Consider the following 22,499-nt stretch of genomic DNA (forward strand, 5'->3'; position numbering starts at 1 on the left):
GCAGGTGAGCAGCTTTTTCTGTTTGGGACTCCTCGCCTTGTCGCCGCAGGCTCCGATGTGGTGAGGGTTCTCGAATGGAGAGGAGACACCGCCTTGCTCGGGGTGATTGCCAGCCAACGGGGGTGGCTTTCCCGGGAGGCGTTGGCTCGCCAGATTCGCCCGGACGTGCCCGTGCCACGTGCAAAGTCCTATCTGCGGGGTCTCCTGCACAGGCTGCGCGCACAGCTACCGGATCTGGCTTCATTGGAGATCGAGGCCGATCGCATCCGGTGGACCGGCTACTGCGATGTGCGAGCCTTCCACCAGGCGATCGATTCCACGCAATGGCAGTCGGCCATCGAACACCACTGCGACAACCTGGTCCACAACACTGGCCCCTGCGGCATACCTGCTCTGGATGACTGGTACTTCGATGAGCGCCTGCGCGTCCAGCAACGGCTGGGGACCGCCTTGCGCGCAGAAATTCTGCGCTTGCGCTCACCGCTGGTGGACAGTTCTCGCTTGATGCAGCAACTCGTGCGCGACGAGTGGCTGGATGACACCACCATGCGTTTTCTGCTGTCCCAGGCCGAGACGGCTTCTGAACGGCACCTGGCCACGGCCACCTATGCGCGCTATATGCAGGCCTTATCCCTCGAATCCACCCAGCAGGCGAGTCCTGACCTGCACGCCGCGTACGCCCGCATGTTGTCGTTGCCTGGAGTCAGCCAACCCCTTTCATCACCCTGGACAACGGAATCCCCCCAGCCCCCCGCCCCCCCACTGGCAAGCAGTGCGGAGAAGTCCACCTCGCAAGCCACCCCCACGCCGCGTGATCCACCCCAGCCGCTGCGCCTGCTGGGCCGCGAACGGGAAATGCAGGTGGTGGAGTCGCTGCTGGCCACGCCCGGTATCCGGTTGGTCAACATCCATGGCTTTGGAGGCGTCGGCAAGAGTCGACTTGCACGCCAGCTGTACCACGCCATCGCCCCGGCACCGCATGCAGAGATCATCTGGATGTCATTGCAGGACAAGGACGTTGCAGCGGAAGGATTGCTGCCGGTGCTGCGCCAGCACCTGGGGCAACCAGCGTCCGAGACGGACACCGGCGACGACTGGATCCAGCATCGCCTTGCAGATGGCTCCAAGCTGCTGTTCCTGGACGGCCTGGATGTCACGCCCGCCACGCAACACGCCCTGCACAAGCTGCTCGCCGTATCGCGCGATCTGCGCCTTGTGGCCACCTCGCGCACGGTGCTGGGGCTTGCCGAGGAGCACCGCGTCACACTGCGAGGGCTGGAACACGGTGGCGCTGACTCGCCGGCCACACGGCTTTTCATGGAGCAGGCTGCCCGATTCGGGGCCGACACCGCATCCATGGACCAAGCCACGGTGGGCCGCATCACAGCGCATCTCGAAGGCATTCCGCTGGCCATCGAATTGGCGGCAAGCTGGACCATGCTGCTGACGGTGCAGGACATTCAGGCCCAACTGGAGAAGAATGCCTCGCTGCTGGATTCGGGGCTGAGCGCCAACAGCGAGCGCACCATGGTGTCGATTGTTCGGGGTATCTGGGCCACGCTGACACAGCCTGAACGGGCTGCAATGACAGGCCTGGTCGTGCAGTCGGGCTCCCTGGATTTCGGAACTGCGCTGATTCTGGCCGATACACAGCCCAAGGTGCTTCTGAGTCTGGCCAACTACGCGCTCCTGCAGCGCGATGAAGGGGGAACCCTGCGGATCCCCCTTCTACTGCGGCAGCTCATCATTGCGATCGCCGACCCGGAGGCGCTCCGTGCGGCACGAAGCCGGCACGCGCGCTACTACCTGGAGCGCTTGGCCAGCATCCCCGGCGTGAAGCTGGGTCAGATGCCCCGTGACCGGCTCAGTGCGATTCGCGCCATGTTCGATGACGTTGTCATCGCCTGGCGCTGGGCACTGGAGAGCGGTGCCATCGAATTGCTCCCCGCCGCCACAGAGAACATGCTGGGCTTCCTGTTCGCAGAGTCCCGTTTTGAGCTGGCCCGCGATCTGGCGGCCAGCACTGTCGAGCGGCTGCCTGTTCAGCATCCGCTGTACCCGGTGTACTGCTCCTTCCAGGCGTTGGGCGCATTCCGCCTGGGGCGGATGGAAGAGGCAGCCACCGCCACCCAAAAGGGCCTGCAAAGCGATCCCCGGGGGGGTGCACTGGCTCTGTTGAGCCTGGCAGCCTCTCGGCTCGATCGCTTCTACGGGCGTCATGATTCCGCGCTCGCCCATGCCGAGGCTGCCCTGGCTGCCGCTCAAGACGGCGACGGGTTCATACGCCTGCGCGTGCGCGAGGACTACGCCATCTGCCACCTGACCTTTGGCAATGTCGAGAACGCAACACGCGAGCTGCTGCTGAACCTGGCAGCGGCCCGGGATCTGGCGGCCCCTTTTGTGGAAGGGCGTGCGCTCAGCCTGCTGGGGTCAGCCGCCGACGCTCAGAACGCTCACCAGGAAGCGCTGAACTACTACGACAGGGCGCTTGCGGTGTTTCACAAGCTGGAGGATGGCTACCAGATTGCCTACTGCCACCGCATCGCGAGCTATGCCCATGCCAACCTCGGCAACACCGATCAGCAATTGCGCGAGGCACAGCTTGCACTGCAGGGATTTCGCAACGGCGGCCATGTCCACGAACTCAGCGAAAGCCTGTACGCCCTGGCCATGGCTCAGCACCGTGCGGGAGAACTGCAAGCCGCCTTCGCCAACTGCAAGGAGGCACTGGGCACGGCACTGAAGTTCCATCGCGTGCCCTCGGCCCTGCGCTGCATCTGGGCATTGGGCATGATGCTCCTGCCCACCCACCGGGACACAGCCATGGTTGCGATGCGCTTTGCGTTCAACCACCCAGCGCTGCGCCAGATCGACAAGGCCTACATCCTGCGCCACCTGGGGCAGATGAACGTGACGCTCGATGAAGTCGCGCCCGGCAGTGCCCACATGCCGCCGCTGGACCTGTCAGGCGCTATACAGATTCTGCTGACAGCCGATGTCCGCACCGATTGGAGCACCTTGCTGCCCCAAGCCTCCTGATCTGCCTTCAGGCTGCGGGACGGCGACGCGGTGCGGATCCCTTCAAGACTGCACGCGGGGCCGGGATTCCGGAAGGTGCCGGATGGCCATCAGGCTCAACAACGCCGCGAGGGTCACGTAGTAAGCAGGCGCCAGCGGGTCCTGCAGGGCCTCGCCCAGCCACGCGAACACGAATTGAGACGTGGCTCCGAAAAGTGCCAGGCCGCAGCCATAGACGATGGACACACCGGTCGCGCGCGATTCCCGTGGCAGAAGCTCGGGAACCGTGATCAGGCAGGCCGTGCCGTACGCCGCCGTCAGCCCTGCCACCACGGCCGCGGCAAGGAACATCGTGGCGGCGCCCGGCACGGCATTGAGTCCCCAGAAGAGCGGCACCGCCAGCAACGCCAGCAGGGCACACGGCACCCACATGATGCGTTTGCGGCCCCAGCGGTCGCACAGGACTCCTGCAACCAGGGCCCCCACCACAGTGGCAATACCTGCCACCAACACGCTGGCCTGGCCCAACGCCGCTGGCACCAGTTGCTGCCTGATGGCGTAGGTCGCCATGAACTGCACGACCTGCGTACTCACCACCGCCCCCATCATGGCCAACAGGCCCCATGCGAGCAGGCGCCTGTGCCGGCGCAATCCACCGGCCAACGTGGCCAGATATCCAGCCTTGCGGGTCGTCGCATGCCAACCTTCAGGTAGCTGGCGCCGGATGATGATCGCCACCGGGATCAGGGCCAACCCCACCATGAAGGGGATGCGCCAGCCCCAAGCTCCCAGTTGAGCTGGCGTGAGCAGTGCCGTGACCGTGACCCCGACGGCCCCCCCAAGGCCAATAGCCATGCCCTGGCTGGCCAATTGCCAGCTCGCGTACAGCCCGCGCCGACGCACAGGGCTCGCTTCGATCAACAGAGCCGTCGCAGGGCCCACCTCTCCTCCTAGCGCAAACCCCTGCATCAGGCGGCACACCACCAGCAGCACCGGCGCAGCGAGCCCAATTTCGGCATGCCCTGGGCAAATGGCAATGCCCAGGGTTCCGACAGTCATGAGAACAACGGTCAGCATCAACGCCGCACGCCGGCCCCTGATGTCGGCATACGCCCCCACGATCAGCCCCCCCAGAGGCCGCGCCACAAAACCCAGGCCGAACGTGATGACCGCGGCCAGCAGGTTGCCAAACTCTGACTCGATGGGGAAGAAATGCCGCCCGATATGAACAGCAAAGAACGAATAGACAACGAAATCGTAGAACTCGATGGTGTTGCCCGCTACGGCTGCAGCGGCAACTTTCCAAGGTGCAAGAGTACGCGGGGTTTGAGACAGAGGGATGGACTGGGAAAGCATGGCGTCTTGCGTCTGGCCAAGATCGGCCAGGGGAGAAGGAAAAGAGTCAGAAGCGCGAATGGCTGATGGCCAAGCAAGAAGGTGGCCTGCCTTGGTTGCAATGAAGCATCGACACCTCAGCCGAGGGATGCTTGCGGGCGCCGCTGCAAGACCACGACTGTAGAAGCACCCCGCAGGCCCCAACCCCTGCCCGGGCGACATATCGGCGAAAAGTGTTGAATAGTTGGCATTCGCCCGTCCATTGTTACCAGATGTTTTTTACTTCATCGTCGCACAGGCGTCTAATCGGCCACGTGGCGTCACAACAACGTCCCAATGCTCCCAGAAGGTCCCGACACAGTGCGAGATGGTGCGGGCCGCGGGCCCCCCCGTGCGCAAACCGCTTTCAGCCGCCGTCTTCAACGGCGCCTTCGCCAGCACGCCCCCCGGTGGCCCCCAAAGAGACCCCATCGCCTTTCAGACTCCTGGCCGCAGGTGCAAGCGGCTGGCTTTTTCAGTATGGTTGCCAAGACATGTCGGACTATCTATTCCTGTTTGCAAACCCCCGCCTGCGGTACACCGGATTTCCCGGGGATGAGCAACGCCCAGCGTGGAGCCGTCAGACCGCACTCATGGTCTATCTGGCCAGCCAGCCAGGCTGGCACTCGCGCTCATCCATTGCTGAGCTGTTCCGCCCCGAAGCGAATTCCAAGGATGCAGCCGCCTATGTGCGCAGGCTGCTCCACCGCCTGGGCACTGAGTATCCCCAGCTCACGGCACTGACCGAACATGCCGGCATGCTGCGCTGGACAGGCGGCAGTGATGTCGCGGACTTCCATGCGGCATTGCAGGCTGGCGATCTGGAGTCCGCCCTTCAACTCCAGCACGCTCCGTTCCTGGACGCCATGCCCACAACCGGCATGGCCCAGTTCGACCAATGGATCGCAGATCTGCGCAGGCAACTGAGCAGCGACCTGGACCATGCACTCGTGCAGGCCATCTCACGTGGCGACCCGGCCACTGAAGAGCAGCGCGCCCGGTGGATTCGCCACCTGGGGGAGCGGGCCATGCGCAACGAAGGTATCGCGCAGTTTCTCCTGGCGCAGGCTCGAACGCCGCAGGAGTCGGCCACGGCCACACTCGCGTTCGAGAATCTCCAGCACCATCTCGCAACGCAGTACGGGCAGCGGCCTACCGAAGCTTCACTGGAACAGTACAAGGTGGTCAAGGCCCTGACAGGCACAGGACTTCCCCTGCCGAACCACGACAACGATGCCGCGCCGCAACAACAGCCCAAGGCCTCGGTGGAAGAAACCAAGCCGGTATCTGCAGGCCCAGGCCATGACCACACGCCGGTACGGCAAGGACTACAGATCGGGGGGAGAGAGTCCGAACTTGCGCGCCTCGACGCCCTGCTGCGCAACCCTGCCCAGCGCCTGATTTCCATCGTGGGCATGGGCGGCATGGGCAAGACCTGGCTGGCACGGGCACTGCACCAGCAAACCCGGACATCGTCGCAAGGGGCCGTGGAATGGGTGGATCTCATCACTGTCCGATCACGCAGCGAAATGTTGGCGGCGATTGCCAGCGCTGTGGGAATGGCGTCCCGGCAAGGCTCTCTGGAGAGCCAATTGCTGTATTGGCTGAAGGCACGCAATACCGTGCTGTTCCTGGATAATTTCGAACAATTGCTGAACGACAGGGATGTGCTCGATACGCTGCTCGACGGCGCACCGGGCCTGCGTTTCGTGGTGACCTCGCGGCGCCCGCTGTTGCTGCCCAGCGAGCAGCTCTTTCAGTTGCAGGGACTGGAGTGGAGCGGCAATGCTGCCCCGGCATTTCGCCTCTTCAAGCACCACGCGGACCGCGCGGGCAGCCCTGTGGAGGAAAACACCCGCGACATCGAGGCCGTGCTCAACCACCTGGAAGGCATGCCGCTGGCCATCGAAGTGGCCGCTGCCTGGATGCCTCTGCTCTCCCCTGCAGAAATACTGCGCCAGCTCAAGCAGGACCCGGCCATGATCGACGCAGCCGCAGAGCCGCAGGCGGAAGGCCGCGGCATCGGGGCCGTTCTGCGCACCACCTGGGCTCAGATGGGCACTGGAGAAAAACAGGCCATGGTGGCCATGTCCAGCGTACGGGGCACGATGGACTGGGAAGCGGCCCAGGCACTCGTGCACCCGGACCCGACAGCGCTGCTGCGACTTGCATCTGCGCTGGTGCTGCGCCGCGATGGCAGCGGACGCTACGCGCTGCATCCATTGTTTCGGGAGTTCGTGGAGAAAAATGCCGCACCGGCCATGCTCGCCGATGCCCATGAACGCCATGCCCGGCACTTCATGCAGCGAATCTCCAGCCTGCCGCTGCCAGCGCCCGGCGCGCACGACGCGGACTATTTGCGCCAGCATGGGCCGTACATCCCGGACTTCATCCAGGCTTGGCAGCATTGTGTCGAGCACAACAACATCGACTCCCTGGCCCGGGCCTTTCCGGGCCTGGCAGAACTGCTGATGCTGGCCCGTCGTTTCGAAGAAGCCATGGAGCTGTGCAAGTTCACCACCAACGTCCTGGGGGTCAAGGCGCCCATTTCGGCACCCGTCGCAGCACTGCACGCCGCTTCGGCGTTTCGCGCAGGGCGCATGGGGGAAGCAGCAGACGTCGCGATTGCGGGCTTGCAGCGCGCCTGCAATCCATCGACCCGGGCTCGCCTCTACACCTGTCTCTCCAGCGTGCACTGGTTCCACGGCCAGTACGAAGAGGCACTCATGCTGGCCAATCTGGCCAACGAATCCCTCGCGGAACCCGATGTGGTCACGACCGTCCAGGTCCGCGAGCAGTTGGCTTTGTGCCACTACGCCACGGGAGAACTGGACAAGGCAGCACACTACCTGCAGGCCAACCTGTCGATGGCGGCATTGCATGGAGCGGAACAACTGGAAGGGCGAACACTCAGCCTGCTGGGCGTCGTCACCACGGCCGACGACCGCGGCGACGACGCGCTTCCCCTGTTCCGCAGGGCACTGGCCATCTTCGAGGATGTGAACGACACCATCGAGATCGGATACTGCCTTCGTGCAATGAGCTACGCCTACTATCGAACGCAAAGGTTCGACCTTCAGATGGAGTCCGCGCGCAAGGCGCTGGAAATCTTCGAGCGCGCTGGCTACTACCACGAGACAGGAGAAGCCCTGTTCGCCGTCACCACGGCACTTCACGCCAGCGGGGATCTGCACGGGGCCAAGGCCATGTGCGAGAAAGCGCTGGCGCACTGCCGTGCGGTAGGCAATATTCCCGCCGCCATGCGCTGCATCGGCGCGCTGGGCATATTCATCATGCAGCCGCCCGGCAAAGGTCTGGACTATGCGCAGAACGAGGCCGTGAACGGCCTGGTTTCACAGCGGATCAACGGCCTTTCCATCGTGCTGTTTGCGGTGCAACATCCAAGCTTTCGCAAACGCGACCGGCTGATCTACGAACGCCTGCTGCAGGCGCTTCATGTCTGCGACGCCGAACGCGCCGTCGCAGCAAAAATGGCCATGCAACGATCTTTCGAATCTCTGTGTACGGAACTGCAGCAGGCAGGCAGCCATGAGGCCCTGGCAGCGGGTCATGGCACCTTCTCTTCCAGGTGAACGCGCTCCAACGCGATCCCTGGGAGATCACCAACACGTTCTAAGACTTCATGGTGCCCGGCGGCAGCTTTGCCGCCAGCAAGTTGGCGGTGTACCGCAAGCGCTCGATATCGGCATCGGGCTGCACACCCCGGCTGAAGCAGCACAGGGTGCCGTAGATTTCGCCACCCGCCAGGCGCACTGGGGTGCTCAGGTGGGTGCCGATGGGAAAGCCTGGGTCGGGCACCTTGCCAGCCGCGATGAGAGGCTTGGCGTTGTCGACCTTCTCGGGCAGGCGGCCCTCGACGACGTACTGGCACCAGCTTTCTTCCACCGGGTCGGACATGCCGACGTGGACGGGCGAAAACCCGGGTGCGCAGTCCACGGCCTCGATGGTGCGCCGGCCGTTGGCGATCTGGGAGACAAATGCCACGTCCATGCCCAGGCGGGTGCGCAGCAGTTGCAGGATCATGGGCACTACGCTGGGCAGGTCAGGGTCGGCAGAGTCACTGGTGGCGACGAGCAGTTCCGAAATCGTGACGTCGAGGTCGTCAGGGTTGTAGTCGAGAAGGTGCATACCCGTCAGTCTAAACCGCGACTTGCAAGACTGGCGGTAAGCACACGTGTAGATTCGGTATCGAATCGCACAGGCTCCCACCAACCCGCACGGCCTACGCCACAGTCGCCACAGGCACCTTCAGCAGCCCGTCGGCCTTGAACATGGCGCGGATGCCGCGCACAGCCTGGCGGATGCGCGCCTCGTTCTCGATGAGCGCAAACCGCACGTACTCATCCCCCTGGTCGCCGAAGCCGATGCCGGGCGACACGCAGACCTTGGCCTTGTCGAGCAACTGGCGGGCGAACTCCAGCGAGCCCAGGGCGCGGTAGGGCTCCGGGATGCGGGCCCAGATGTACATGCTGGCCTTGGGGCACTCCACGGCCCAGCCGGCCTCCGTCAAACCTTTGTAGAGCACGTCGCGGCGGCGCTGGTACTGGGCTGCGATGTCCTTCACACACTGCTGGTCGCCCTCCAGCGCGGCGATCGCCGCGACCTGCAGCGGCGTGAAGGTGCCATAGTCGTGGTAGCTCTTGATGCGCGCAAGCGCGGCCACGAGGTCGGGATTGCCCACCATGAAGCCCACGCGCCAGCCGGCCATGTTGTAGCTCTTGGACAGGGTAAAGAATTCCACTGCCACGTCCTTGGCTCCGGGCACTTCCATGATGCTGGGGGCGCGGTAGCCGTTGTAGACGATGTCGGCATACGCCAGATCGTGCACCACCAGGATGTCGTGCTTCTTGGCCAGCGCGATCACGCGCTCGAAGAAGCCCAGCTCCACGCACTGCGCAGTGGGGTTGCTGGGGAAGCCGAAGATCATCATCTTGGGCTTGGGGTAGCTGCCGCGGATGGCCTTTTCCAGCTCGGCGAAGAAGTCCACATCGGGAGCCACAGGCACGCTGCGGATGTCGGCCCCGGCGATCACCGCGCCATAGATGTGGATGGGGTAGCTCGGGTCGGGCACGAGCACAGTGTCGCCGCGGTCCAGCGTGGCCAGCATCAGGTGGGCCAGACCCTCCTTGGAGCCGATGGTGACGATGGCCTCGGTGTCGGGGTTGATGTCCACCGCATAGCGTTCTTTGTACCAGTGGCTGATGGCGCGGCGCAGGCGGGGTATGCCCTTGCTGGCACTGTAGCCGTGGGTGTCGGGCCGCTGGGCCACTTCGGTGAGCTTGGCCACGATGTGCGGCGGGGTCGCACCATCGGGGTTGCCCATGCTCATGTCGATGATGTCCTCTCCACGTCGGCGCGCAGCGAGCTTGAGCTCGGCCGTGATGTTGAAGACGTAGGGAGGAAGGCGATCGATGCGCGCAAAGCGGCGCTTGCCCTGAGAAGCAGACATGCTGGTGAACTTTCACGTAAGCGCCCGGAACCGTCCGAGCGACGTGGCTGGCAGAAAGGCCGGCCCGCGTTCAATGTAGCGTAGAACGCAATGTCCGTTGTTCCGGCGGCGGCGGTGTCGCGCCGCCGCGACGGTCACACGGTGGCGGGTTTCGCGCGCCGTTCGCTCGCCATCGACCACGCAAAGATCCCGACGCCACCAAGGCCCAGCACCACGCCCACCCAGCCGGTGGACGTCCAGCCCAGGCCTGCCGCGATGGACACGCCGCCCAGCCAGGCGCCCAGCGCATTGGCGGCGTTGAAGGCCGAATGGTTGAGCGCGGCGGCCAGGGTCTGGGCGTCCCCAGCCACATCCATCAGCCGTATCTGCAAGGCGGGGCCGATGGCGACCACCGTGCCCAGGAAGAACGTGGCCAGCGCCGCGCTCACCGGGTGGTGCGCGGCGGGCACGAAGAGCGCCATCACCACGATGGACCACAGCAGCACCTTGCCGATGGCAGGCATGAGCGCCTTGTCGGCCATGCGCGAGCCGACGATGTTGCCCGCCACCATGCCCAGCCCGAACAGCGAAAGCACGAAAGGCATGAGCGCGGGCGGCATGCCGGCCACCTCCAGCAGCGTGGGCTTGATGTAGCTGAACACCGCGAACATGCCGCCAAAGCCGATGGCCCCGATACCCAGCGTGAACCACACCTGCTTGCGCGCCAGGGCGCCCAACTCCCGCAGCGGGCTGGCGCCGTGCGATGCGGGCATGGCCGGCACCCACAGGCGCACCATCACGACAGCCGCCACGGCGATGAGCCCCACGAAGACGAAGGCCGCGCGCCAGCCAAAGACTTCGCCCAGTGCCGCAGCGATGGGCACGCCCACCAGGGTGGCAGTGGTCAGCCCCAGCATGACCCAGCCCACGGCGCGCGCACGGCGCCCGGGTGGGGCCAGGGCAGCGGCCACCAGCGCCGCGACCCCGAAGTAGGTGCCATGCGGCAGGCCGGTGAACAGCCGCATGGCACTGAGCGACAGATAGCCCGGCGCCAAGGCCGACGCGAAATTGCCCAGCGCATACACCGCCATCAGCGCCATGAGCAGCGCTCGCCGGCCCCAGTGGGCGCAAAGAACCGCCAGCACCGGCGCGCCCACCACCACGCCCAGGGCATAGGCGCTGATGACGTGGCCGGCCTGCGGGATGCTGACACCGATGTCGCGCGCGACCTCGGGCAGCAGGCCCATGATGACGAATTCGCCCGTGCCGATGGAAAAGCCGCCCACCCCCAGGGCCAGCACCGCACGCACCAAAGTGCGGTCCTCGGCGGGCGTGTGGGCGATGGAGGAGGACGCGGGGGATACAGGGGACAAGGGCGCGGTCATGGCGGCAGCAGGCGAACGCCGCGCCAACCCGCAATAGGACGCCGCAGCAAAGACAATCGATTCAGGGGGGTGGTGAAAGAAACGGAGTTACATGGGTAAACCCGATTTTCGTAACCATAGCACTGTATGCGTTGCTTTGCAGGGCTGGGGGTATCTGTAACCAGAGCGCACACGCAAAACAGCAGGGACTGCTACCCTGGCGATGCTCCCCTGCCCTTGCCGCCTACCTTTCCACCCACAGAAGAAGGACTGCGAATGACGACGACGCCCCCCAGCACAGCAGACAGCCTGGCCACCACCGTGAAGGTGTTGGCGTTCGACATTTTTGGCACCGTGGTGGACTGGCACGGCAGCATCGTGCGCGAGATGCAGGCCCTGCACCCTGCCGTGGACGCAGATGCCTTCGCCCTGGCCTGGCGCGCCGGCTACCAGCCGGCCATGGCGCGCGTGATGCGGGGCGAACAGGGCTGGACGCTGATCGACGACCTGCACCGGGGCATCCTGGACGAGATCCTCCCGCGCTTCGGTCTGGCGCATCTCTCCGAGCCCGAGCGGCGCCACCTCAACCGGGTGTGGCACCGGCTTGACGCCTGGCCCGACAGCGTGGAGGGCCTCAGGCGGCTCAAGACGCGCTTTACCATCACCACGCTGTCCAACGGCAACATCGGCCTGCTCACCAACATGGCCAAGCGCGCCGGACTGCCCTGGGACTGCGTGCTGAGCGCAGAGGTGTTCCGAGCCTACAAACCCGACCCGGCCACTTACCTGGGTGTGGCCCGCGTGTTCGATGCCACGCCGTCGCAGGTGGCGCTGGTGGCCACGCACCACGACGACCTGGCTGCGGCACGCGAATGCGGGCTGCGCACGATCTATGTGGAGCGCACGAACGAGTTGGGCGCTGCGCGCCCCAAGGACGGCACGCCGCAACCCGGCAACGACCTGCACGCTGCAGATCTGACGGACCTGGCGCGCATGCTGGGATGCTGAGAACCCGCGAACGCTGCTGCGTTCGCGGCGGGGTCAGTGCACCACCAGCAGTTGCACGAACATCTGCACCTTGGCGTGGCACTCGGCGCTGATGGAGGTGAACTCCAGCCCCGCCACCCATTCATCACCCTCCTGCTTGACCGTGATGACCCGGGCATACACGTCGGCCACGCGGTAGTCCACCAGCGGGAGCTCGAACTCGAGCTTGATCTCGCTGTGGGCTTCCAACGGCTCGATCAGTTCCACCAGGAGCCCGTGGTAGCCGATGTCGCGGATGGCCCCGTGCACGATGTGGGGCACGACGATCTTGTCCTGCATGCGCTGGCACAGACACGGAAGGCGGGCATCGACCCGGTGGCTGCGGCGAAACTCCTGGCGCGGCACCTTGAGCTTGTGCGACGGGATCGCGATCAACTCGCGCAGGCTGACTGGCTGCGCGCGGCCCTTGACGTGTACCTGCATCGGTGCCGAGGCCGACACAAGACCCCAGCACCGCTGATAGGTCGTGTCGCTGATGAGCACCTGGCCACGCAGGCTCAGCGCCTCGATGCGGGAGGCCAGGTTGACGGCCTCGCCGATCACGGTGTATTCGGAATACACGTCGGAGCCGAAGCGTCCGGCCATCACCGTGCCCGTGTTCACGCCAATGCCGAGAAAGACTTCCGGCAGCCGCTCGCGCAGGTGTGCGAGGTTCAGTTCGCGCATGGCGATCTGCATCTCCACGGCGCACATCAGTGCGCGGTCCACATCGTCGTCGCGGGCCACCGGTGCACCGAACAGCACCATGATGGAATCGCCCATGAACTTGTCGATGCTGCCCTGGTACTTGAAGACCACCTCGCTCAGGCGCGACAGGCAGCGGTTGAGCGCCGCGATGACCACCGCGGCCGGCTGCGACCCCGACAGGGCGGTGAACCCTCGCAGATCGGCCAGCAGGATGGTGACTTCGCGGGGCGCCGCGTCCACACCTTCCGTCGCCGCACCCTGGGGCGACTCGGTACCGCGCAGTATCGCAATGGCTTCGGCCTGAACCGCGTCGCTGAGCGGGGCGCCTGTTTCGCGTTCTATCAGCGCCTGCAGGCGTCGCAGCGCATCGTGGTGGAATTCTTTGTGCATGGAAGGCCGTAAAGCTGCAAGTACCGCGAGCGGCCCGCAACACAACCCCTCGTGGCACGGCCCACCCATCCTGACGGCCAGAATAGGCGCGGGCACCGGAGCGGTCAACCCCGGTGAAACCTGCCCGGGCAGATCCGCCACAGCGGGGGCCCAACCTGCAGCCCGGGCATCGCGGCAAGATATTTTTTAGCCTCTACCACTCTCTGGTCAAGCGGTTATAGCTATCAATAGCGTAGCATTTTTGGGCATAACCATTCCAACCTGGCTCAGGCTGCACTGATCCGCAGCACACGCTCAAACTCGCCAGACTGCGCGTCATAGTCCCAGCGCGCGGCATAGCGCGCCCAGCCGCACTCGGCTTCGCCCGAGGCCTCCACCGTCAGCACCACCAGGCTGTTGGGGCAGCCGTGGCGCAGGCGGTACGACACGGCCGTGCCAGCGTGGCTGGCCCACAGGCCGGGCATCGGGTTGAGCAGCGCCGGCTGGTGGGCATGGCCCGACAGCAGCATCTGGGCGCCTGCGGAGCGCCAGCACTGCAGCGCCTCGTCCGCGCGCGACGGACGGTGGGCGCGGTCGGCAGCGTCGCGGGCCACCAGAGGGTGGTGGCTGGCGACGATGCGCCAGGCGTCAGGCGGCGCACGCGCCAGCAGGTCGGCCACATGGCGGATCTGCGCCGATGAAAGGCTGCCGCGCTCGTGCCGCCAGGCACGGGTGGTGTTCACACCCACCACGTAGAACGCGCCAGCTTGGCGCACCGGCTCGTAGTCAAGGCCGAACTGCGTGGAAAACCGCTCGTACGACCGGCCCCAGCGCATCCACCACGCAAACAGCGGCAGATCATGGTTGCCGGCCAGCACCAGTGTGCTGCGCGCGTGCAGCGCCTGCACGAACCGCGACGCCTGCGCGAACTGGCTGGCCGTGGCGCGCTGGGTGAGGTCACCCGACACGACCGCCATCGATACCCCCAGACGCTGCGCCAGCCGCAACGCCGCATCGCACACTGCCGGATCGTGCGCGCCGAAGTGCAGGTCCGACAGGTGCATCAGGACCGCCATGGACGTGCCCCTCGCATGGCGCGCCGGGGAGCGGCAGCGCGGCGCGCCCTCCTGGCGGTATGGTCGATGCTTTTCCTGGTCATGCGGGCTGCAGGCCTTGGCCTTGCGGGTCGGGGGCGGGTGCATCATCACCGCCTTCCGAGCCGCCCGGAACGATGGCCGCCGCGACGGCGGCAAGCCCCGCCACGGCGATGGCAGCGTTCAGGGGCGGCTCCTCGCGCACCAGCGTCGACGGCGCGACCAGCCACAACGGCCGCGCGCTGATGCTGAAATGCAGCGGGGGCACGATCCACTCACGCTCGCCATCGAAAGCGACCTTGACCTGGGGCGGGCGCCAGCTGGCGGGAGACACCGTGAGCTCGGAACAGGCCAGGCTGACCACCGCGCTGTCCTTGCCCAGCTGGCCCGTGGCTGCATTCCACACCGTGCGCGCGACGGCCCAGCGGCCCTGGGGCTGCAACATCACAACACCCAGCGAGCCACCGTCGGCCACTTTCTTCGCCTCGGGAAGGCCCATGCGTTCGAGCTGCAACGGGTTGTTGCCGACAAACAGCGTGGTGACCAGATGCTCTTGCTGGCTGGACTCGGCACCGTGGTGTGTTTTCATCACCACGCGCCAGCGGCGCCCTGCCGACGGGCGGAACATGCTCCACACCGCCGAGGCAACCGCCACCATGCGCGATCGCCCGAAACGGCGCGATGCCTTCTCGCGCTCGGCCAGCAGCTTGGGATACAGGCCCACACTGGCATTCACCAGAAAAAGACGCTGGTTCACAAAGCCCACCTGCACCGGGCGCATGTCGCCCGCATCCAGGGCCCGCAGCAGATCCTGCACCGCTGCCTCGGGGTCCAGCGCCAGGCCGTGCTCGCGGGCGAAGTAGTTGAAGGTGCCCATGGGCAGCACCCCCATGGGAACGCCGACATGCAACGCGGCGGCAGCGACAGCGTTGATGGTGCCGTCCCCGCCGGCCGCCACCACCAGCCCGCCATCCTGGCGGGCCGCCTCGGCAGCGTCGTGGGCCAGTTGCACGATGTCCGCCCGCTCGCGCGGCACATGCCAGACCACATCATGGTCCTGCAGGGCGCTCACGCCTTCCAGCTTGGCGCGCAGCAGCTCGAAGTCCGCGCCCGGGCGCTTGGGCACCACGAGATGGATGGGACCACGGGGCGCCAAGGGGGCGGTGCGTTCGAAAGGGTTCATGGGCAAGGTGTGCAGGGCAAAGAAGTGGGACACCACAGGAGGCCCCGGTTCGCAGGGCCCTTTTCTGGCATGTCGTCATGCTGGCGGCGCCCCATGGCGTGCGCAGCCGGTAGCGATGCCTTTGCGCTGTCAGCGCTGGCCGACAGGCAGGCGTCCTGCCCGCAGCAGCCCCAGCCAGCAGCCGCACCTCCATCCATACACCCACGCACAGCCGGGCTGCTGTGAAGTCCTGTACAAATGCCCGCATTCCGCACTCTGGCGCTGCGTGCGCCGGCAGCATGACCAAAGACAGGAAGGACACTCCGCATGGCAGACCTGGACGCAGCGACCTTGGGCACCCTGCTCGCGCAACACCCGTTGGGATGGTGGGTGGCAGGCATGGCAGCGGGCGCGCTCACGGCCTGGGCATGCCTGGCGGGCCTGCGCGCCGCGCGGCAGGCAGGCCCGCCGCTGCGCGAACGGGTTCCGGTGCAAGCACACTGGTTGATGCTGGTCGCGATGGCGGCCTGCGCGGGCATGCTGGTGCTGGCCGGCGCGGCCATCGCTGAGCTGGCCGAAAGCGGCCACCCCGGCGGCGCCTGGGGCGCACTGGACGATGCACTGGCTGCCGACTTGCGCGCGTACGCGGACGTTGCCGTGCTGCAGTGGTTTGCCATCGCCACGCACCTGGGCGACAGCTGGGCGCTGGCGGCCTTGACCGTGCTGGTCACGGCATTGCTGTGGTGGCGCGGGCACCGCCTGCTTGCCATGGGCTGGCTGGTGGCCATGGCCGGCAACGGCGCGCTGACCCGCATCCTCAAGGCCCTGTTCGAGCGCGTGCGACCCGAGCATGTGCACGGCATCGCGCAGGCCGACGGCTACAGCTTTCCCAGTGGCCACAGCAGCGCGTCCATGACGGCGTATGCCATGCTGGCCTACTTGGCCACGCGCCTGCTGCCGCGCTCCTGGCACCTGCCCGCCGCCCTGCTGGCAGGCGCCGCGGTCTTCACCACAGGCTGGAGCCGCGTGGTGCTGCAGGTGCACTACGCCAGCGACGTGCTGGCGGGATGGCTGCTGGCCGCGACCTGGATGGCCTGCACCGTGGTCGTCATGGAGAGCGTGTCGCGCTGGCGCGGCGCCCGCGCATCGGCGGCCGGGAAGGCCTGACAGCCACCTGAACGATGAACGCACCGGCACGCTGTCTGGCGGTTGGCGCGCGTGCAGGGCCGTAGCGAGATTCAGATCGCCACCAGGTTGCGGATGCCCTTGGCCTCCATCTCGCTGCCCGGCCCGCGGGCGATGACTTCGCCGCGCTCCATCACAAGGTAGTCATCGGCGAGCTCCTGTGCGAAGTCGTAGTACTGCTCGCACAGAAGGATGGCCATCTCGCCCTTGTCAGCCAGCATGCGGATCACGCGGCCGATGTCCTTGATGATGCTCGGCTGGATGCCTTCGGTGGGCTCGTCCAGGATGAGCAGGCGCGGGCCGGGTGCGAGGGCCCGGGCGATGGCGAGCTGCTGCTGTTGGCCGCCCGAGAGGTCGCCACCGCGGCGGTGGAGCATCTGCTTGAGCACCGGGAAGAGGTCGTACAGATGCGGTGGCACTGGGGTGGAGCCGCTCTTGTAAGCCAGGCCCATGCGCAGGTTTTCCTCGACGGTGAGGCGCCCGAAGATCTCGCGCCCCTGGGGCACGAAGCCGATGCCCGCTCGGGCCCGGTCATACGGCGTGGTCTTGTCGATGGGCTGGCCATCGAAGGTGATGGAGCCGCTTTTGATGGGGACCAGGCCCATGAGGCTCTTGAGCAAAGTGGTCTTGCCGACGCCGTTGCGGCCGAGCAGCACGGTGACTTTGCCGGGGGCGGCGGAAAGGCTCACGTCGCGCAGGATGTGGGAGCCGCCGTAGTACTGGTTGATGTTTTGGACGGTGAGCATTTTGTTGTGAGCCTGGTTGGTGTCTAGCGCGCGGTCATAGGGCGGGAGAAGCTATGTTTTTTATAGCGTGTGGGGTGCGGGAGTTTTGGGTGGCTGCGTTGGATTGCAGGGATTGAGCTTGTTGAAATCTCGGTGCCACCAGAACCGTTCGGGTTGAGCTTGCCGAAACCTTGCCCTTCCGTACCCCCATCCGTTCGGGTTGAGCTTGTCGAAACTGGGGCACAAAACCCTGACCGTTCGGGTTGAGCTTGTCGAAACCGGGGCGCTGCTCGCGAGCTCGCTGATGGGGCGGAGTGCCTGTGTTGAGGGCGGGAGCCGGGGTGTGCGCCCGGCGGCGCAGTAACTTTCTTTCGCGTCGCCGAAAGAAAGTCACCAAAGAAAGGGCGACCCCAAGTCTGCGACCCCTTCGCGTTGCGAAGGGGCAAACCTGCGTCGGGGTGGTTGCGGGGTGCGCCGCAGAACTCACTGCGCGCTGCGCGCTCCGTTCAGACAACTGCGGCGAGTCAGTGCACGAAGCATGCGCGCTCCGACGCGCATGCCACCCCGCAACCGCCCCGCCGCAGGCGCAGCCACAGGGGGTGGGCAGCCGAACAGCCAAACAGCCGCACGGGCCATTGCTTCGCTCGGCCTGGCGGTCGCGGCGCGAAGCGCCCGCGCGTTCGGGGCCGAGCGCAGCGATGGCCCGTGTGGATGTTGGGTCCCCCATCCCTTCAGGATGCGCCGAGGAGCGCAGGGCGTGGGGTGAGCGTGTGCCGAAGGACACACGCATCGTGAACTGACTCGCTGCGGTTGTCTGAGCATAGCGCGCAGCGCGCAGCGAGTTCCGCAGCGCACCCCCCGACCGAGCACCGCAGGTTGCCCGCAGCGAAGCGAAGGGACGCAGGCTGTAGGGTCGCCTTTTCTTTGGTGACTTTCTTTTGACGACCCAAAAGAAAGTTACTCGCACGCCGGGCGACTCCCGGCCTCCGCCCATCGACCAGACACGCGGTACAAACCAGCGAGCCTGCGAGCGCACCCCCGTTTCGACAAGCTCGACCCGAATGGATCGGTATAAGCCGAGATCAGGTTTCGACAAGCTCAACCCGATCGAGCCGTGACGGGATGAGCAGGCTTCGACAAGCTCAGCCCGAACGGCCTGGGTCTGTTTCTGGGTTGCAGCCAACGAGCCCGTACACACCATCACCGCCCCAGGTAAACCTCGATCACCCGCTCGTCCGCCTGCACCTGGTCCAGCGTGCCTTGCGCCAGCACGGCCCCGTCACACAGCACCGTCACGATCTCCGAGATCGTGCGGATGAACGACATGTCGTGCTCCACCACCATCAGCGAGTGCTTGCCCTTCAGGGTCAAAAACAGCTCCGCAGTCCGCGCCGTCTCGTCGTCCGTCATACCCGCCACGGGCTCGTCGAGCAACAGCAGCTTCGGGTCCTGCATCAGCAGCATCCCGATCTCCAGCCACTGCTTTTGCCCATGGCTCAGGTTCCCGGCCAACCGCGTCACGCTGCCCGCCAGGTGAATGGTGTGCAACACCTCGGCCAGGCGGTCCGACTGTGCGGAGTCCAGCCGAAAGAACATGCTCGACCTCACACCCTTGTGGGTCTTCAAGGCCAGCTCCAGGTTCTCGAACACCGTGAGCTGCTCGAACACCGTGGGCTTCTGGAACTTGCGGCCAATCCCCAGGCTTGCGATCTCAGGCTCGTTGTGGCGCAAGAGGTCGATGGTCGAGCCGAAGTACACCGTGCCGCTGTCGGGCCGTGTCTTGCCTGTGATGATGTCCATCATCGTCGTCTTGCCCGCGCCGTTGGGCCCGATGATGCAGCGCAGCTCGCCGGGGGCGATATCCAGGCTCAGGTTGTTGATGGCCTTGAAGCCGTCGAAGCTCACGTTCACGTCTTCGAGGTACAGGATCCGGCCGTGGGCAATGTCCACCTCGCCGGGCGTGGCCACGCGCGAGAAGCCAGCTGCGCGGCCGCCCGATTCGGTCTGGCCCTGGGTCACCGGGGCCGCGTGGCGTTCGACGCGCCGGGCGCCCTCTTCCATCAGGTCCGGGGTCATGCGGCGCCTCCACTCTTGCCGTTGTTTTTCTTGTCCATTCCGAAGCGCAGTTTCTTCACCAGTCCCACCACGCCGTTGGGCAGGAACAGCGTCACAGCGATGAACAGCGCGCCCAGAAAGTACAGCCAGAACTCCGGCGCTGTCACCGTGAGCCAGCTCTTGGCGCCGTTGACGATGAAAGCGCCGACGATGGGGCCGATCAGCGTGGCGCGGCCGCCCACCGCGGCCCACACCGCGATTTCGATGGAGTTGGCGGCGCTCATCTCGCCGGGGTTGATGATGCCGACCTGGGGCACGTACAGCGCGCCGGCCACGCCGCACATCATGGCGCTGATGGTCCAGATGGTGAGCTTGTAGGGCAGCGGCGAGTACCCCGAGAACATGACGCGCGTCTCCGCATCGCGCACGGCCTGCAGCACGCGGCCGAATTTGCTGCGCACCAGCCAGCGCGCCAGCAGAAAGAACACCAAGAGCGTGACGCCCGTCATCACGAACAGCAGCATGCGCATGTTCTGCGTGGCAATGGGCTGGCCCAGGATGCGCTTGAAGTCGGTAAAGCCGTTGTTGCCGCCAAAGCCTGTCTCGTTGCGGAAGAACAGCAGCATGGCTGCGTACGTCATGGCCTGGGTGATGATGGAAAAGTACACGCCTTTGATGCGCGAGCGGAAGGCGAAGTAGCCGAATACGAATGCGATGAGTCCCGGCACCGCCACGATGAGAACCAGCGTCGCCACGAAACTGTCGGACAGCGCCCAGTGCCAGGGCAGCTCCTTCCAGTCCAGAAACACCATGAAGTCGGGCAGGTCGCTTTTGTAGTTGCCGTCTCGCCCGATCTGGCGCATGAGGTACATGCCCATCACGTAGCCGCCGAGCGCAAAGAACAGGCCGTGGCCCAGGCTCAGGATGCCGGTGTAGCCCCAGATCAGGTCCATGGCCAGCGCGCAGATGGCGTAGCACATGATCTTGCCGAGCAGGGCCACGGCATAGTCGGACAGGTGCAGCGCGCTGCCGGCCGGCACCCACAGGTTGAGCACCGGTGCCACGGCGCACACCACGATGAGCGCCACGATGAAGGCCGACCAGCCGCTGCGGGTGAGCAGGGGCGCGGGTGCGGGCAAGGTAACGGTGGGCTTTGTCACAGAAAGGCCTTGGGAAGCAGAGTGATGCACACCCCCATCCGTTCGCACTGAGCTTGTCGAAGTGCCGGGCCGGGCTTCGACAAGCTCAGCCTGAACGGTAGGGGTTGGGCGCGACAAGGAAGAGCTCGACTCGGTGGTCATGCGTCGGCACTCCGGCCCTTCACCGCGAAGATGCCCTGCGGCCGCTTCTGGATGAAGATGATGATGAAAACCAGCACAGCGATCTTGGCCAGCACGGCGCCCGTCCAGCCTTCCAGGAACTTGTTGAGCACGCCCAGGCCCAGCGCGGCATACACGGTGCCGGCCAGCTGACCCACGCCGCCGAGCACCACCACCATGAACGAATCGACGATATAGCCCTGGCCCAGGTCCGGCCCCACGTTGCCCACCTGGCTGAGCGCGCAGCCGGCCAGGCCCGCAATGCCCGAGCCCAGCGCAAAGGCATAGGTATCGACACGCGCCGTGTTCACGCCCATGCACGAGGCGATGGGGCGGTTCTGCGTGACGCCGCGCACGAACAAACCCAGGCGGGTCTTGCTGATCAGAAAGGCCACGCCGCCCAGCACCGCCAGCGCAAAGGCCACGATGATCACGCGGTTCCAGGGCAGTTGCAGGTTCTCCATGAGCTGCACTCCTCCGCTCATCCACGAGGGGTTTTCCACGCCCACGTTCTGCGCGCCGAACACGGTGCGCACCAGCTGCTGCAGCATCAGGCTGATGCCCCAGGTGGCCAGCAAGGTCTCGAGCGGCCGGCCGTACAGGAAGCGGATCACGCTGCGCTCGAGCACCGCGCCCATCAGGGCCGACGCCATGAATGCGGCCGGCACGGCGGCGACCAGGTACCAGTCGAAGGCGCCGGGAAAGTACTTTTGAAAGATGCCCTGCATCACATACGTGGCGTACGCGCCGATCATCATCAGCTCGCCGTGGGCCATGTTGATCACGCCCATGAGGCCGTAGGTGATGGCCAGGCCCAGCGCCACCAGCAGCAGGATGGAGCCCAGGCTGATGCCCGAGAACACCGCTGCCAGGCGTTCGCCCCATTGCAGGCGCTCTTCCACCGCCTTGAGGGCGGATTGCAGGGCCGCTTTCACCCTGGGGTCTTCCTCACTGCGCAACTGCTCCAGCAGCACGGTGCGCGTGGCGGGGTTGGCGCTGGCGGACAGGAACTGCGCGGCGTCCAGGCGCTTGGCGGCGTCGCTGCTGCTGATGAGAATGCGCGCGCGGATGCTTTCCAGACGCGCCTTCAGGCCTGCGTCCTGCTCGGCGGCCAGGGCCTTTTCGATCAGCGGCAGGCGGGCCTCATCGGTCTCTTCGCGCAGCGCGTCGACGGCCTTGCGACGCTGGGCAACGTCCGTGGCCATGAGCTGCAGCGAGGCCAGGGCGGTATCGAACTCGCCACGCATGCGGTTATTGTTGACGATGTCTTCAGCATCGTCGGGCACGGGCACCTCGGCGCCCGTCACGGGGTCGATGCCCTTGTCGTCCTTGATGACGATGGCCTTGTCGCCCGCGATCTTCACCGCATCGTCGCCCATGGCGCGGATGAAGGCCACGGTGGCGTCGTCCGGTGTGGCGATGGCGGCCTGCAGCGCGGCGATCCGCTCATCGGTATCGCCCGCCGCCATGGCCCGCGCAGCCTCGGCCGTGAGCGCGTGCGCCTGCACCGCTGTGCACAACAGCAGGCAGGCGATCAGGCGAGAGAAGAAAGAAGGAAGCATGGCAAGGCCGGTATGTCAGAAAAAGCAGCGGGCCGCAGAACACGCGCGGCGCGAGGCCAGGGATGCCGCGGAACCGGCTTCGCCGGGCC

Annotated in this window: 15 protein-coding genes; 4 read left to right on the forward strand and 11 right to left on the reverse strand. The window is 65.8% G+C overall.

The window, feature by feature from the left end; genetic code table 11:
* The first annotated feature begins 171 nt into the window (after nt 1-171).
* On the forward strand, nt 172-3,039 hold the full coding sequence (locus KW835_RS01715) for a hypothetical protein (RefSeq protein ID WP_218380546.1): 2,868 nt from the start codon (nt 172-174) through the stop codon (nt 3,037-3,039).
* Between the two features lie 42 nt (nt 3,040-3,081).
* Here the strand turns inward: KW835_RS01715 and KW835_RS01720 are convergent, their stop codons facing one another.
* Complete coding sequence (locus KW835_RS01720; protein WP_218380547.1) at nt 3,082-4,374, reverse strand: MFS transporter; 1,293 nt, start codon at nt 4,372-4,374, stop codon at nt 3,082-3,084.
* A 611-nt stretch (nt 4,375-4,985) separates the two neighbouring features.
* On the opposite strand from KW835_RS01720, the gene KW835_RS01725 reads away from it, so the two are divergent.
* The gene (locus KW835_RS01725; RefSeq protein ID WP_218380548.1) at nt 4,986-7,985 is read left to right on the forward strand and encodes a tetratricopeptide repeat protein; all 3,000 of its coding nucleotides are present in this window, start codon (nt 4,986-4,988) and stop codon (nt 7,983-7,985) included.
* A gap of 40 nt (nt 7,986-8,025) precedes the next feature.
* Here the strand turns inward: KW835_RS01725 and KW835_RS01730 are convergent, their stop codons facing one another.
* From KW835_RS01730 to KW835_RS01740, 3 genes are all read right to left on the reverse strand, one after another.
* Nucleotides 8,026-8,541: a GAF domain-containing protein gene (locus KW835_RS01730; protein WP_218380549.1), complete on the reverse strand. Its 516-nt coding sequence runs from the start codon at nt 8,539-8,541 to the stop codon at nt 8,026-8,028.
* 94 nt (nt 8,542-8,635) lie between these two features.
* Nucleotides 8,636-9,862: an alanine transaminase gene (gene alaC, locus KW835_RS01735; protein WP_218380550.1), complete on the reverse strand. Its 1,227-nt coding sequence runs from the start codon at nt 9,860-9,862 to the stop codon at nt 8,636-8,638.
* A gap of 134 nt (nt 9,863-9,996) precedes the next feature.
* Entirely contained in the window at nt 9,997-11,226 is a 1,230-nt protein-coding gene (locus KW835_RS01740; RefSeq protein WP_218380551.1) for an MFS transporter, read from the reverse strand.
* A 255-nt stretch (nt 11,227-11,481) separates the two neighbouring features.
* Here KW835_RS01740 and KW835_RS01745 point away from each other — a divergent pair, with 255 nt between their 5' ends.
* Nucleotides 11,482-12,213 carry a haloacid dehalogenase type II gene (locus KW835_RS01745; protein ID WP_218380552.1) on the forward strand — a complete coding sequence of 244 codons (732 nt, stop codon included), beginning with the start codon at nt 11,482-11,484 and terminating at the stop codon, nt 12,211-12,213.
* A 33-nt stretch (nt 12,214-12,246) separates the two neighbouring features.
* Here KW835_RS01745 and KW835_RS01750 read toward each other — a convergent pair whose 3' ends face one another.
* The 3 genes from KW835_RS01750 to KW835_RS01760 form a co-directional block, all read right to left on the reverse strand.
* The gene (locus tag KW835_RS01750; RefSeq protein WP_218380553.1) at nt 12,247-13,329 is read right to left on the reverse strand and encodes an adenylate/guanylate cyclase domain-containing protein; all 1,083 of its coding nucleotides are present in this window, start codon (nt 13,327-13,329) and stop codon (nt 12,247-12,249) included.
* Nucleotides 13,330-13,595: 266 nt separating this feature from the next.
* Nucleotides 13,596-14,384, reverse strand: a complete 789-nt coding sequence (locus KW835_RS01755; RefSeq protein WP_218380554.1) for a metallophosphoesterase — start codon at nt 14,382-14,384, stop codon at nt 13,596-13,598.
* Between the two features lie 79 nt (nt 14,385-14,463).
* Nucleotides 14,464-15,585, reverse strand: a complete 1,122-nt coding sequence (locus KW835_RS01760; RefSeq protein WP_218380555.1) for a diacylglycerol kinase family protein — start codon at nt 15,583-15,585, stop codon at nt 14,464-14,466.
* 306 nt (nt 15,586-15,891) lie between these two features.
* On the opposite strand from KW835_RS01760, the gene KW835_RS01765 reads away from it, so the two are divergent.
* Nucleotides 15,892-16,731, forward strand: a complete 840-nt coding sequence (locus tag KW835_RS01765) for a phosphatase PAP2 family protein (protein ID WP_218380556.1) — start codon at nt 15,892-15,894, stop codon at nt 16,729-16,731.
* Between the two features lie 71 nt (nt 16,732-16,802).
* On the opposite strand, the gene urtE is transcribed toward KW835_RS01765, so the two are convergent.
* From urtE to urtB, 4 genes are all read right to left on the reverse strand, one after another.
* The gene (urtE, locus tag KW835_RS01770) at nt 16,803-17,495 is read right to left on the reverse strand and encodes an urea ABC transporter ATP-binding subunit UrtE (protein ID WP_218380557.1); all 693 of its coding nucleotides are present in this window, start codon (nt 17,493-17,495) and stop codon (nt 16,803-16,805) included.
* 1,179 nt (nt 17,496-18,674) lie between these two features.
* Nucleotides 18,675-19,550 carry an urea ABC transporter ATP-binding protein UrtD gene (gene urtD, locus KW835_RS01775; protein ID WP_218380558.1) on the reverse strand — a complete coding sequence of 292 codons (876 nt, stop codon included), beginning with the start codon at nt 19,548-19,550 and terminating at the stop codon, nt 18,675-18,677.
* The gene (gene urtC / locus KW835_RS01780) at nt 19,547-20,689 is read right to left on the reverse strand and encodes an urea ABC transporter permease subunit UrtC (protein ID WP_218380559.1); all 1,143 of its coding nucleotides are present in this window, start codon (nt 20,687-20,689) and stop codon (nt 19,547-19,549) included. The genes urtD and urtC overlap by 4 nt, the downstream gene beginning before the upstream one ends.
* A 137-nt stretch (nt 20,690-20,826) precedes the next feature.
* The gene (urtB, locus tag KW835_RS01785) at nt 20,827-22,410 is read right to left on the reverse strand and encodes an urea ABC transporter permease subunit UrtB (RefSeq protein ID WP_218380560.1); all 1,584 of its coding nucleotides are present in this window, start codon (nt 22,408-22,410) and stop codon (nt 20,827-20,829) included.
* Between the last annotated feature and the right edge of the window lie 89 nt (nt 22,411-22,499).

Source organism: Acidovorax sp. sic0104, assembly GCF_019219095.1.
GTDB lineage: Bacteria > Pseudomonadota > Gammaproteobacteria > Burkholderiales > Burkholderiaceae_C > Acidovorax.

What these genes read in the sequence shown, in the direction of transcription:
- alaC (WP_218380550.1), bottom strand. Translation starts at nt 9,862, where the DNA reads ATGTCTGCTTCTCAGGGCAAGCGCCGCTTTGCGCGCATCGATCGCCTT.
- KW835_RS01750 (WP_218380553.1), bottom strand. Translation starts at nt 13,329, where the DNA reads ATGCACAAAGAATTCCACCACGATGCGCTGCGACGCCTGCAGGCGCTG.
- KW835_RS01745 (WP_218380552.1), top strand. Translation starts at nt 11,482, where the DNA reads ATGACGACGACGCCCCCCAGCACAGCAGACAGCCTGGCCACCACCGTG.
- KW835_RS01755 (WP_218380554.1), bottom strand. Translation starts at nt 14,384, where the DNA reads ATGGCGGTCCTGATGCACCTGTCGGACCTGCACTTCGGCGCGCACGAT.
- KW835_RS01725 (WP_218380548.1), top strand. Translation starts at nt 4,986, where the DNA reads ATGGTCTATCTGGCCAGCCAGCCAGGCTGGCACTCGCGCTCATCCATT.
- KW835_RS01740 (WP_218380551.1), bottom strand. Translation starts at nt 11,226, where the DNA reads ATGACCGCGCCCTTGTCCCCTGTATCCCCCGCGTCCTCCTCCATCGCC.
- urtD (WP_218380558.1), bottom strand. Translation starts at nt 19,550, where the DNA reads ATGACCCCGGACCTGATGGAAGAGGGCGCCCGGCGCGTCGAACGCCAC.
- KW835_RS01730 (WP_218380549.1), bottom strand. Translation starts at nt 8,541, where the DNA reads ATGCACCTTCTCGACTACAACCCTGACGACCTCGACGTCACGATTTCG.
- KW835_RS01720 (WP_218380547.1), bottom strand. Translation starts at nt 4,374, where the DNA reads ATGCTTTCCCAGTCCATCCCTCTGTCTCAAACCCCGCGTACTCTTGCA.
- KW835_RS01760 (WP_218380555.1), bottom strand. Translation starts at nt 15,585, where the DNA reads ATGAACCCTTTCGAACGCACCGCCCCCTTGGCGCCCCGTGGTCCCATC.
- urtE (WP_218380557.1), bottom strand. Translation starts at nt 17,495, where the DNA reads ATGCTCACCGTCCAAAACATCAACCAGTACTACGGCGGCTCCCACATC.
- urtB (WP_218380560.1), bottom strand. Translation starts at nt 22,410, where the DNA reads ATGCTTCCTTCTTTCTTCTCTCGCCTGATCGCCTGCCTGCTGTTGTGC.
- KW835_RS01765 (WP_218380556.1), top strand. Translation starts at nt 15,892, where the DNA reads ATGGCAGACCTGGACGCAGCGACCTTGGGCACCCTGCTCGCGCAACAC.